The sequence below is a fragment of the Testudinibacter sp. P80/BLE/0925 genome, assembly GCF_053570785.1.
This window is the reverse complement of sequence record NZ_CM131636.1, coordinates 176,511-188,096: the sequence shown is the minus strand read 5'-3', so window position 1 is coordinate 188,096 and position 11,586 is coordinate 176,511. Positions and strand designations below refer to the sequence as shown.

Sequence of the window (11,586 nt, the reverse complement as noted above, 5' to 3'; positions counted from 1 at the left end):
TTACTGATGAGAATTGGAAGAACAATGAAATTGAACAAGATCAAAGCAAAATTTATCTGTAGCCTCATGTTTTTGGTAACGTGTATGTTGCCATTACAAGCGAGCGCAGCAGAAAAAGTCGTCGCAACAGTGAATGGTTATCCGATTCTGGCAAGCCAAGTCAAAAAAGAGCTGGGTAAAAAGGCGGATAATGCCGGCAACCGTCAAAAAGCCTTAGACGGCATTATTGATGATATTCTGGTGCAACAAGCGATTCGTGAATCCGGGGTGCGGATTAGCGGCGGGCAGGTTGATCAGGTGTTCCAAAGTATTGCCGACAGCAACGGGCTAACTTGGGGACAACTGTTAGATGTCTTGGAGTATCAAGGGGTTAATTATCACCAATACCGCAATCAAATTGCACATCAACTGTTGATGAACGAAGTGCGGCAACAAAATATCGGCAAAAGTATTGAAGTGACCCGCGAACAGGTTGAAGAACTCGGCAATAGCTTGCGACAACAGGCGCAAAAGCGCGGTAAAGTGCAAAAACACACCGCGACCGAATACCGCGTGCGCCATATTCTGTTAAAAACCAACCCGATTTTGACCGACGCTAAAGCCAAAGCGGAATTAAGCCGAATCCGTGCCGACATTCTCGCCAAGAAGACCAGCTTTGAAGCGGCGGCAAAAGCCAATTCCAAAGATTATTTATCCGGTGATAAAGGCGGTGATTTGGGCTTTGCCTTCCCGGAAATTTATGTGCCGGAATTTGCCAAAGTGGTGCGCAGTAGCAAACAAGGCGGGATTTCGCAACCGTTTAAAACCGAACACGGCTGGCATATTTTACAAGTGACGGAAACGCGCAAAGGTGATCGCACCGATGACTTCTACCGTCAAAAAGCCTACGAGCAAATCGTCAACAAACAAGCACAGGCGGAAGCGCGGGATTGGATCAGCGGCTTGCGCAAACGCGCCGAGATTAAAATCCTGGATTAATCTGACCGCACTTTTAAAAATCCCGCACTTGGCGGGATTTTTGTTTTATACTTAGCAACAATTTTCTTGTGAACAGACCAACGATTTATGAATTCAAAAAAACATTTAGGGCACACCGCGCGGAAACGCTTCGGGCAGAATTTCTTACACGATCAAAACGTGATTCAAGGGATCGTCGCGGCGATTTATCCGCAAAAAGATCAATATCTGGTCGAAATCGGACCGGGCTTGGGCGCATTGACCGAGCCGGTGGCGGAGCAGTTGGATCATTTAACCGTGATTGAACTTGACCGCGATCTTGCCGAACGTTTGCGCCATCATCCGTTTTTACACCAAAAACTGACCGTGATTGAACAAGATGTAATGCAGGTCGATTTTCGTCAACTGTTTGAGCAAGCCGGGCAAAAAGTGCGGGTGTTCGGCAACTTGCCGTATAACATTTCCACCCCGTTGATGTTCCACCTGTTCAACTACTACGACAGCATTCAAGATATGCACTTTATGTTGCAAAAAGAGGTGGTGAAACGCTTGTGTGCCGGACCGAACAGCAAAGCCTACGGGCGGTTAACCATTATGGCGCAATATTTCTGTCGGGTGATTCCGGTGTTGGAAGTACCGCCGAGCGCATTTAAACCGGCACCGAAAGTGGATTCGGCGGTGGTGCGTTTGATTCCGCACGCCAGCTTGCCACATCCGGTAAAAGATCTGTATTGGCTCAATCGGGTGTGCAGCCAAGCCTTTAACCAACGGCGCAAAACCTTGCGTAACGCACTTTCCACCCTGTTTAGCGCAGAGCAGTTGACCGCACTTGGGATTGATCAAAATGCGCGTGCGGAAAATCTGGCGCTTGCCGATTATGCCCGTTTAGCCGACTGGCTGGCGGACAATCCGCCGCAAGTCGAGCGTGGGCAAATTTCAGCGGACGAAGAATAGGAGCAAGTAATGGCAACCTATATCGTCGGTGATCTGCAAGGCTGTTTTGACGAACTGCAACTGCTGTTAGACAAAGTGCGGTTTGATCCGCAACGGGACGAGCTGTGGCTGGTCGGCGATTTGGTGGCTCGCGGTGATAAATCGTTAGAATGCTTGCGTTTTGTTAAATCATTGGGCGAAAGTGCCAAAACCGTATTAGGCAATCACGATCTACATCTGATCGCCACCGCACTTGGATTGAAATCGATTAAGAAAAAAGATCGGGTCGATACGATTTTTGCCGCCGACGATTTTGAAGAATTGATTGACTGGTTACGCCATCAGCCGTTACTGCGTCAGCACCCTAAGTATGGTTTTATTATGTGCCATGCCGGAATCAGCCCCGATTGGACTTTGCGCCGAGCCAAGAAAAGCGCGGCGGAAGTGGAGGCGGTGTTGCAACAGGGCGACTACCGCACGTTGATTAAAGAGATGTATGGCGAACAACCGGATCGTTGGAACAAGCAGCTGAAAGGGATAGAACGGCTGCGTTATATTATCAACGCCTTCACCCGCATGCGGTTCTGCTACGCCGATCACCGCCTTGATTTTGCTTGTAAAACCACGTTAGCCGAAGCGCCGCCGGATTTATTCCCGTGGTATGAGTTGGATAACGCCACTTATCAACAGCAACCGATTATCTTCGGACACTGGGCGAGCCTCGTCGGCGAAACCATGCCAAAAGGCATTTACGCCCTCGATTCCGGCTGTGTGTGGGGCAACTATATGACCCTGTTGCGTTGGGAAGATCAGCAGTTTTTTTATCAAAGAGCGGTTAAAAATTATCAGCAATTTTAGCTTACAAGGAATTAAGCTATTACAAAATGCCCCTTGTTTTTTTCGTTTAAATCTCGTATCTTTCCACAGTTCATTTTTGAGAATGAATATCTAAAAAAATGCTAAATCCATTTTAGCAACCTTTCAAAATTCGGAGAAAATATGAAAAAACTGTTTGCAAGTTTTGCGACGGGTTTTGCGGCGTTAAGTGTCTTACTTAGCCCGACAACGTTGTTCGCCAACACCACCTTTAAAATTAGTGCCATTCCTGATTATAACGCCACTGAAATGACCCGTTCATTCGATAGCTTTGCCGATTATTTAGGCAAAGAAACCGGATTAACCGTGCAATATGTGCCTGTCACAGATTATGCTGCGGTAGTGACCGCATTCCGCCGCGGGGAAATTGATTTAGTCTGGTTCGGCGGTTTAACCGGTGTGCAGGCGCGTGCACGAGTAGAAGGTGCTGAAGCTATCGCACAGCGTCCGCAAGATGAAACATTCCAGTCTGTGTTTATTAAACAAACCGCACTTGAAAATGTGAAAGACATCAAGGATGTGAAAGGTCACACTTTGGCTTTCGGTAGCGAAAGTTCGACATCCGGCCACTTAATGCCGCGTTTTTTCTTATCTGAAGCGGGTATCAATCCGGAAAAGGATTTAGACTCACAGCCTACTTACAGTGGTTCACATGATAAAACCTACGGTTTAGTGGAAGCGGGCAGTGTACAAATCGGTGCGGTAAATAAACAGTATTGGGACAAAATGGTGACAGAAGGCAAAGTAGATAGCAGCAAAGTGGCGTTATTTTATACTACGCCCGAATACTACGATTACAACTGGACCATCAATTTAGTCGATAAAAAATTCGGCGAAGGTACCAAAGAAAAAGTGAAAGCCGCATTATTAAAAGCCGATAACTCAAGTTCTGAGGTAATGAATTTACTTTCCGCTGAGAAGTTTATCGAAACAAATAATGACAACTACAACGATATTGAGAAAGTCGCAAAAGAGTTAAAGTTAATTAAATAATTTTATTCGACAGCGACCTACGGTCGCAATCGGTTAAGCATTGGGGAGAGGCTTTGCCTCTCTAAAGCAGCCGCAAAGCGGCTGATCTATGCGTAACCTAGTACGGCTTTGCCGTGCTAGGCTAAAAAAGCTCAATTTGAGCTTAAATAACATATTTAAAAGATCAATAGATCGCTAATGGCATATTTTAGGATATGCCATTAATACATTCCCACAAGGATTATTTATGTCTCAATATCTCCTTTCTTTACAAAATGTTGCCAAACATTTTAATGAAAAAATTGTATTAGACCAAGTCTCACTCAATATTCAAGCAGGTGAAATTATTGCGCTGGTCGGTCCAAGCGGATCGGGAAAATCAACCCTAATGAATGCGATTATGCGTTCCATCGAACTCTCAAGCGGCGCAATCTTCATTGATCATAAAAATATTCAGGATTATCGCAATAACAAAGAATATGCCCAAAAAGTCGGCATGTTACATCAGCAATACGACTTAGTGAAACAACTGGAAGTTGTACATAATGTGTTAGCCGGTCGATTGAATCATTGGGGGCTATGGCAATCTTTACTCTCTCTGATTAAACCGCAACAACGCCATATTGCCGAACAAGCCCTAAGTGCGGTGGGATTACAGGAAAAAATTAATCAACCGACCACAGAATTATCCGGTGGCGAACAACAGCGCGTTGCGATTGCGCGTTTATTGGTACAAAATCCCATGTTGATCTTAGCGGATGAACCGGTTTCCGCTCTTGATCCGGTGAATGCTCAAAATGTGTTGGCACTCTTAACAAAACTGGTGCGAAAACAAAATAAAACCCTGATTGCCAGTATGCATTCGGTGGAATATGCCAAAGCCTATTTTGATCGCATGATCGGCATTAAAGCAGGCAAAATCGTATTTGATCTGCAAACCAATCAAGTTACCCAACAACAACTTAATGCCTTATACGGATTAGTACAAGATGAAATTATCATTGACTGAACGCCGTAATTTTCTCACGTTAATGTTGTTGTTGGCATTTTTGTTGAGCCTGTTTGCCATTGATCATGAAAAAGGCATTATGCATTCCGGCGGTTGGACAACGCTGCAACGGCTATTTTCAAGTCTTCTTCAGCCTGATTTGTCGCCTGAATTATTAATATTAGCATTGCAATCCAGCCTGCTCACCTTTGCTTATGCGTTACTTACGCTTTCCTTAGCGTTAATTGGCGGATTTTTCTTAGCGATTTTTGCTTCCGGCGTATTACTTCCTTCAACATGCTTACAAACGGCTGCGAGAGCAATTCTCGGTTTTTTGCGGGCTATCCACGAACTGATTTGGGCATGGTTTTTTGTCGCCGCAGTGGGCTTAAATCCAATCGGTGCGGTCTTTGCGTTGGCAATTCCGTATTCCGGCTATCTCGGTAAAATTTTTGCGGATACCTTGCAAGCAGTGCCTTATAAACCTATCGCCGCTTTAAAACAAGCCGGAGCCACTCCGCGGCAATTACTGATTTACGGCTATTTGCCGCAAGCCTTGCCGATGATGTTGAGTTACACCATGTATCGCCTAGAATGTGCCATTCGTTCCTCTTCCGTGCTGTCGTTTGTGGGCTTGGGCGGTATCGGTATGCAAATTCAGCTTTCCTTGCAGGATTTACGCTATGATCAAGTCTGGACCTTTTTGATTTTCTTGGTCGCGCTGATCGTCTTGATTGATCGCTGGAGCTATGCGGTGAGAAAGAGAGTGAAATAATGAATAAATTATCACAACATGTTGATCGCCATTTTATAAAATATTCCTTTTGGGCGGTATTAGGCTTAATTGTTTGGTCTTGGCTGTATATTCTAAAAGATCAACCTAATGCGTTATCTGATCTCTTTCGCGCTGAAAACGGGGATTATTTAGTTGAATTTATGGAAGGCATGTTAGGGGTAGGCGAAGAAACACCGGCTTATCTTGATCCTGAAATGTGGCAAAAGGCGTTAGTGCTGACTTGGGAAACCTTTGTGATGAGCATTTTGGCGACGGGCATTGCCGCGATTGCTACGTTTATTTTAGTCTTGCCTTCCGCTCGCAATGTGGTACAGGGGAAATTAGGTTTTCAAGCCCATTGGTATCACAAAGTGGCTTATCATATTAGTCGTTTTTTCTTTTTGTTCAGTCGTGCCGTTCCTGAACTGATGTGGGCGATGATTTTAGTCTTTATCTTCAAACCCGGCATTGTGCCCGGCGCTTTGGCTCTCGCCATTCATAACCTCGGGGTATTAGGTAAATTATGTGGTGAAGTGATTGAAGAGATGGATGAAAAACCGATCCGTCATTTAGCCCAAAATGGGGCTTCACAACTGCAAATTCTGTTTTACGGGATTTATCCTAGTGTCATGCCGAGCTTTTTAAATTATATTTTATACCGCATGGAAAATATTATTCGCGCCACATTAATTGTGGGTTTTGTCGGGGCTAGCGGATTAGGCATGCAATTTAAGTTAGCCATGAGTTTTTTCCATTATTCCGAAATCACGCTGTATTTGTTGTGCTATCTGTTGTTAGTCTATGTCACCGATTTTTTATCGGCTTGGGCGAAGCGTTATATTGCGGCGAAAGGTTAGGATTTGTTTATAATTTGAGCTGTTACTATGCTTTTTCCTATGCTGTATTTTGCGCTGTTTTGCACCAAGCCAAGCGCAATAAATTCTGTTATTCTGCGCCATTCTAAGCTATTCTATATCCCATTTTCTATTTAACCGCAAAAGTGCGGTTTTTTGTGTTGATAAAAGGTAATTTCGCTATGCAAGAGCAATATCGTCCGGATCAGATTGAACCGAAAGTGCAGAATTATTGGTTGGATAACAAAGTGTTCGCCGCCAAGATTGATTTAAGCAAACAAAAATACTACTGCCTCTCGATGTTCCCTTATCCGTCAGGACGTTTACATATGGGACACGTGCGCAACTACACCATCGGCGACGTGGTGGCGCGCTATCAGCGGATGAACGGCAAAAATGTATTGCAGCCGATTGGCTGGGACGCATTCGGTATGCCGGCGGAAAATGCGGCGATCAAAAACAAAACCGCACCTGCACCTTGGACCTATGAAAATATTGCTTACATGAAACAGCAATTGAAAATGCTCGGCTTCGGTTATGATTGGGATCGTGAACTGACCACCTGCAAACCGGAATACTACAAATGGGAACAGTGGTTCTTCACCGAGCTGTATAAAAAGGGTTTAGTTTATAAAAAAACCTCAGTGGTGAACTGGTGTCCGAACGATGAAACCGTATTGGCGAATGAGCAGGTTGATGAAGGTCGCTGTTGGCGTTGCGACACCCCTGTGGTGCAAAAAGAGATTCCGCAGTGGTTTGTGAAAATCACCGAGTATGCCGAGCAATTATTGCAGGGTTTAGACGGCTTACCGCAGTGGCCGGATCAAGTGAAAAGTATGCAACGCAACTGGATCGGGCGTTCCGAGGGCGTGGAAATCATCTTCCAAGTTGCCGACAGTGATGACAGCGTGGCGGTTTACACCACGCGCCCTGATACCTTGTTCGGCGTGTCCTTTTTAGCGGTGGCAGCAGCGCACCCGTTGGCGGAAAAAGCGGCGTTGAATAATCCTGAATTGGCGCAGTTTATCGCTGAGAGCAAAAATGCCAAAGTTGCCGAAGCGGATCTCGCCACCATGGAAAAGAAAGGGATGGCGACCGGCTTGGAAGTGATTCACCCGTTAACCGGCAAAAAAGTACCGGTGTGGGTGGCGAATTTCGTGTTAATGCACTACGGCACGGGCGCAGTGATGGCTGTGCCGGCGCACGATCAACGCGATTATGAATTTGCGCAAAAATACGCTTTAGCGATTAACGCCGTGATTCGTCCGAGCGATGCCGAACAACCTGACATCAGCCAAGCAGCGTACACCGACTACGGCGTGTTGATCAACTCCGGTAAATTTGACGGTTTGGATTTTGAGCAGGCATTTAATGCGATTGCCGATGAACTGGAAAGTTTGAATGTCGGCAAACGTCAAGTGAATTACCGCTTACGCGATTGGGGCGTTTCCCGTCAGCGTTACTGGGGCGCCCCGATTCCGATGTTGACCTTGGAAAACGGTGAGGTTGTGCCGGTGCCAATGGACGATTTGCCGGTGATTCTGCCGGAAGATGTGGTGATGGATGGTGTGCAAAGCCCGATTAAAGCCGACCCGAACTGGGCGAAAACCACGTTTAACGGGCAGCCTGCGTTGCGTGAAACCGATACCTTCGACACCTTTATGGAATCGTCGTGGTACTACGCCCGTTACACCTGCCCGCAATACCAAGGCGGGATGCTAGACAGCGAAGAAGCGAATTATTGGCTGCCGGTCGATCAATATATCGGCGGCATTGAACACGCCACCATGCACTTGTTGTATTTCCGCTTCTATCACAAACTGCTGCGTGATGCGGGCTTACTGCAAGCGGATGAACCGGTGAACAAATTGTTGTGTCAAGGCATGGTGTTGGCGGACGCTTACTACTATATTTCCGAATCGAACGAACGTATCTGGGTATCGCCGACCGAAGTCACGGTCGAGCGCGATGACAAAGGTCGCATTAGCAAAGCGGTGGATAAAGACGGACATGAACTGGTGCACGCCGGTATGACCAAAATGTCCAAATCGAAAAACAACGGTATCGATCCGCAAGAAATGGTGGAAAAATACGGTGCGGACACCGTGCGCCTGTTTATGATGTTTGCGTCGCCGGCGGAAATGACCTTAGAATGGCAAGAGGCGAGCGTGGAAGGGGCGAACCGTTTCTTACGCCGCCTATGGAATTTGGTGTTTGAATATCAGAAAAATCCGGCAACGGCAGCCTTGGATTTGGCAGCATTAAGTGCGGATCAAAAATCATTGCGTCGCGATTTGCATAAAACCATCGCCAAAGTGAGCGATGATGTCGGTCGCCGCCAAACCTTTAACACCGCGATTGCGGCGATTATGGAGTTGATGAACAAATTGACCCGTGCGCCGTTAGCCAGCGAACAGGATCGCGCGGTGATGGCGGAAGCGCTAAGTGCGGTGGTGAGAATGTTGTATCCGATCACGCCGCATATCTGCTTTACCTTATGGCAAGCGCTGGGCAACAGCGATACCATCGATTTCGCACCGTGGGTGGAAGCGGATCAAGCGGCGATGATCGACGATGAAAAACTGATCGTGGTGCAAGTGAACGGCAAGGTGCGCGGCAAATTCACCGTGGCGGCCGACGCGGCGGAAGAGGCGATTAAACAAACCGCACTTGCCGATGATAACGTCGCGCGCCACTTGGACGGTTTGAATATCGTCAAAGTGATTTATGTGCCGGGCAAATTGTTGAGCTTCGTTGCAAAATAAGCCATGCTGACCGCACTTTTAGTCCAAGTGCGGTTTCTGATCATAAGGATTCAAATTATGCTGAAAAAAACCTATACCTTGTTACTGTGTTGTAGCGCACTTTTATTGAGTGCCTGCGGTTTTCAATTTGCCAACCAAGGCGGAATCGAAAAGGAATTCCGAACCATCAAGTTGCAAAGCGCCGAACCCTATGATTATCTGACACGTGAAGTGCGTAACCAATTACGTTTACATCAGGTCAAGATTGTGCAAAGCGGCGATGTACCGGAATTACGCATTAAAGAGCATACGCTCTCGTCCAATGTGGTTTCGGTATTTAAGCAGGGCAGAGAGGCGGAAAAGTTACTCAGTCTGAATCTGAATGCAACGATGTATGTGCCGGGGCGCGGCGAATTTCCGTTAAGCTTGCGCAACAGCCGCACATTTTTTGACGATTCCCGTGCAGCCTTGGCAAAATCCGCGGAAGAAGATGTGATTTACAATGATATGCGCAGCCAAGCGGCACGCCAACTGATTATTAAAATCATCAGTTTGCAAAAGCAATTGGACACGCCGTAGTGCCGTAAGCACACGCCATGAAAAGAATTCCAGCCGTTCAATTGAAAAACCAGCTAGCGCAAAGTCTTGCCCCGAGTTATCTGTTGCTCGGGCAAGATTTACTGTTATTGGACGAATCGCGCCAAGCTTTATTACAAGCCGCCAAAAAACAACAATTTGATGAGATCTTAACCCGAACGATTGATAACAACAGCGATTGGGATGAGATTTATCAACATTGCCAAGCACGCGGTCTGTTTTCTGAAAAATCGGTGCTTATTCTGACGCTGCCGGACAATCTCAGCCAAACGGTACAAAAAAAACTAGCCACCTTGGTTGAATTGTTACACCAAGATATTTTACTGATTCTGCAAGTGGCGAAGTTTAATCTGCAAACCGAAAAACAGGCATGGTTTACCGCACTTGAACAGTATGCCGGCGGGGCGATCGTGTTAGTGAACTGCCAAACTCCGACCGCCGAACAACTGCCGCAGTGGATCCGGCAGCGCGCCAAGGACGAAGCGTTACAGCTTGACAACGAAGCGGTGCAACTGTTGAGTTATAGCTATGAAAGCAACTTATTGGCACTGAAACAGCTGCTAAATTTGCTCAAATTGCGCTATCCCGAGGGCAAAATCAACTATCTTAAAGCCAAAACCTGTGTCGAGCAGGCTTCGGTCTTTACCCCTTATCAATGGTTAGACGCCATGCTGGAAGGCAAAACCAAAAGAGCAGTGCGGATTTTGCATGCGCTGCGGCAGGAAGAAATACAGCCGCTGATTTTATTACGCAGTGCACAAAAAGAGTTGATGACGATTTTACAGTTAAGCGGCGCAGAAAGTATGCTTAACAGCGCCGATCCATTACCGTTACATCAGTTACGGCAACAATTTGATCGTTTGCGGGTGTGGCAAAACCGCCGCCTGTTTTTCACCAAAGCAATGCAACGTATGAGCTACGCCGATCTGTTTCGTCTCTTGCAAAAACTGGCGGAGATCGAACGGGTGTTGAAACGCGATTTTGATGCCGATGTGTGGCCGATGTTTGAAGATTTCACCTTGGTTTTTTCCCACCATTAAACGACGGCAATTAGCGCTAGTCAGATGAAGCGACTTTGGTTAAAATACCATCAATTAAGATTGACACTATTTTCATTTTGCAAGGAGAAAACAATGAAAAAATTATTACTTCCCGTTTTATTCGCGGCGCTTGCCGCCTCAAGTGCGGTGCAGGCGGCACCGGCAGGACAGACCTTTGTCGGTCCGTCCGTGGGTTTGAATTTAGCGACGAACAAAGGCACCGCCAGCGGCGGCACCGAGGTTTCGTTTAAACGTTTTACTTCCCTTAATTTAATCGGCGATTACGGTTTTGATTACGGTAATGATTTTGTCGGTCTGCCTTATGCTTCAATCAAATTATTCGGCGATAAACTGGGGGAATCGGACACCTTGAATATCAGTAATTCTTCCCGCTCCAAGATTAAGCAGCGTGATCACTACGCACTGGGCTATGCGCAAGGCTACCGTATCACCCCGAATTTATTGGGATTCGGTAAAGTGAACTATAACTATTCCGAGATCAAATTTGAGAATTTGAATAACGACAAACGCAATTTTAAAGGATTTGGTTATGGCGCAGGCGTGCGTTATGCGTTGGATTCGGATATTGAGCTAGGCGTTGAATATCTTCGTTCCAACTTAAAACACGGCGATGATAAGCTTAAGTTGAACACCTTTGATTTTTCCGCCTCTTACCGTTTTTAGGTTAATACAAAACGTGTATTGATAGTCAACCCCGTCTTCAAAACGGGGTTTTTTGTTAACTGGATCACAAAAATGCAATTCAACTAAAACGTTTTAGTTAAAGTAATAGCGTAACTAAAACGTTTTAGTTAAAATCGCACACATTGTAATCAATGACTCGAACAAA

Annotated in this window: 11 protein-coding genes; all 11 read left to right on the top strand. The window is 46.1% G+C overall.

Annotated features, from left to right (window positions below; translation table 11 throughout):
* The first annotated feature begins 24 nt into the window (after nt 1-24).
* The 11 genes from ACWA5Z_RS00870 (at nt 25) to ACWA5Z_RS00820 (ending at nt 11,420) form a co-directional block, all read left to right on the top strand.
* Nucleotides 25-978 carry a peptidylprolyl isomerase gene (locus ACWA5Z_RS00870; RefSeq protein WP_431053457.1) on the top strand — a complete coding sequence of 318 codons (954 nt, stop codon included), beginning with the start codon at nt 25-27 and terminating at the stop codon, nt 976-978.
* Nucleotides 979-1,065: 87 nt separating this feature from the next.
* Nucleotides 1,066-1,911 carry a 16S rRNA (adenine(1518)-N(6)/adenine(1519)-N(6))-dimethyltransferase RsmA gene (gene rsmA / locus ACWA5Z_RS00865; RefSeq protein ID WP_431053456.1) on the top strand — a complete coding sequence of 282 codons (846 nt, stop codon included), beginning with the start codon at nt 1,066-1,068 and terminating at the stop codon, nt 1,909-1,911.
* A 9-nt stretch (nt 1,912-1,920) separates the two neighbouring features.
* Nucleotides 1,921-2,748: a bis(5'-nucleosyl)-tetraphosphatase (symmetrical) ApaH gene (gene apaH, locus ACWA5Z_RS00860; RefSeq protein WP_431053455.1), complete on the top strand. Its 828-nt coding sequence runs from the start codon at nt 1,921-1,923 to the stop codon at nt 2,746-2,748.
* 141 nt (nt 2,749-2,889) lie between these two features.
* The gene (locus ACWA5Z_RS00855; protein ID WP_431053454.1) at nt 2,890-3,759 is read left to right on the top strand and encodes a putative selenate ABC transporter substrate-binding protein; all 870 of its coding nucleotides are present in this window, start codon (nt 2,890-2,892) and stop codon (nt 3,757-3,759) included.
* Nucleotides 3,760-3,985: 226 nt separating this feature from the next.
* Nucleotides 3,986-4,747 carry a phosphonate ABC transporter ATP-binding protein gene (locus ACWA5Z_RS00850; RefSeq protein ID WP_431053453.1) on the top strand — a complete coding sequence of 254 codons (762 nt, stop codon included), beginning with the start codon at nt 3,986-3,988 and terminating at the stop codon, nt 4,745-4,747.
* Nucleotides 4,728-5,501 (top strand): PhnE/PtxC family ABC transporter permease, encoded by a 774-nt coding sequence (locus ACWA5Z_RS00845; protein WP_431053452.1) that lies wholly within the window; start codon nt 4,728-4,730, stop codon nt 5,499-5,501. The genes ACWA5Z_RS00850 and ACWA5Z_RS00845 overlap by 20 nt, the downstream gene beginning before the upstream one ends.
* Nucleotides 5,501-6,358 (top strand): PhnE/PtxC family ABC transporter permease, encoded by an 858-nt coding sequence (locus ACWA5Z_RS00840; protein ID WP_431053451.1) that lies wholly within the window; start codon nt 5,501-5,503, stop codon nt 6,356-6,358. Before ACWA5Z_RS00845 ends, ACWA5Z_RS00840 begins: the two co-directional genes overlap by 1 nt.
* 179 nt (nt 6,359-6,537) lie before the next feature.
* Complete coding sequence (gene leuS / locus ACWA5Z_RS00835; protein ID WP_431053449.1) at nt 6,538-9,120, top strand: leucine--tRNA ligase; 2,583 nt, start codon at nt 6,538-6,540, stop codon at nt 9,118-9,120.
* 57 nt (nt 9,121-9,177) lie between these two features.
* Nucleotides 9,178-9,678: an LPS assembly lipoprotein LptE gene (gene lptE / locus ACWA5Z_RS00830; RefSeq protein ID WP_431053447.1), complete on the top strand. Its 501-nt coding sequence runs from the start codon at nt 9,178-9,180 to the stop codon at nt 9,676-9,678.
* A 17-nt stretch (nt 9,679-9,695) separates the two neighbouring features.
* Nucleotides 9,696-10,736, top strand: coding sequence for a DNA polymerase III subunit delta (gene holA / locus ACWA5Z_RS00825; protein WP_431053445.1), 1,041 nt, complete (start codon nt 9,696-9,698; stop codon nt 10,734-10,736).
* Between the two features lie 93 nt (nt 10,737-10,829).
* Nucleotides 10,830-11,420 (top strand): porin family protein, encoded by a 591-nt coding sequence (locus ACWA5Z_RS00820; RefSeq protein WP_431053443.1) that lies wholly within the window; start codon nt 10,830-10,832, stop codon nt 11,418-11,420.
* Nucleotides 11,421-11,586 lie beyond the last annotated feature (166 nt).

Bases quoted from the DNA above. Each gene is read 5' to 3' on its own strand.
- ACWA5Z_RS00870 (WP_431053457.1), top strand. From the start codon at position 25: ATGAAATTGAACAAGATCAAAGCAAAATTTATCTGTAGCCTCATGTTT.
- rsmA (WP_431053456.1), top strand. From the start codon at position 1,066: ATGAATTCAAAAAAACATTTAGGGCACACCGCGCGGAAACGCTTCGGG.
- apaH (WP_431053455.1), top strand. From the start codon at position 1,921: ATGGCAACCTATATCGTCGGTGATCTGCAAGGCTGTTTTGACGAACTG.
- ACWA5Z_RS00855 (WP_431053454.1), top strand. From the start codon at position 2,890: ATGAAAAAACTGTTTGCAAGTTTTGCGACGGGTTTTGCGGCGTTAAGT.
- ACWA5Z_RS00850 (WP_431053453.1), top strand. From the start codon at position 3,986: ATGTCTCAATATCTCCTTTCTTTACAAAATGTTGCCAAACATTTTAAT.
- ACWA5Z_RS00845 (WP_431053452.1), top strand. From the start codon at position 4,728: ATGAAATTATCATTGACTGAACGCCGTAATTTTCTCACGTTAATGTTG.
- ACWA5Z_RS00840 (WP_431053451.1), top strand. From the start codon at position 5,501: ATGAATAAATTATCACAACATGTTGATCGCCATTTTATAAAATATTCC.
- leuS (WP_431053449.1), top strand. From the start codon at position 6,538: ATGCAAGAGCAATATCGTCCGGATCAGATTGAACCGAAAGTGCAGAAT.
- lptE (WP_431053447.1), top strand. From the start codon at position 9,178: ATGCTGAAAAAAACCTATACCTTGTTACTGTGTTGTAGCGCACTTTTA.
- holA (WP_431053445.1), top strand. From the start codon at position 9,696: ATGAAAAGAATTCCAGCCGTTCAATTGAAAAACCAGCTAGCGCAAAGT.
- ACWA5Z_RS00820 (WP_431053443.1), top strand. From the start codon at position 10,830: ATGAAAAAATTATTACTTCCCGTTTTATTCGCGGCGCTTGCCGCCTCA.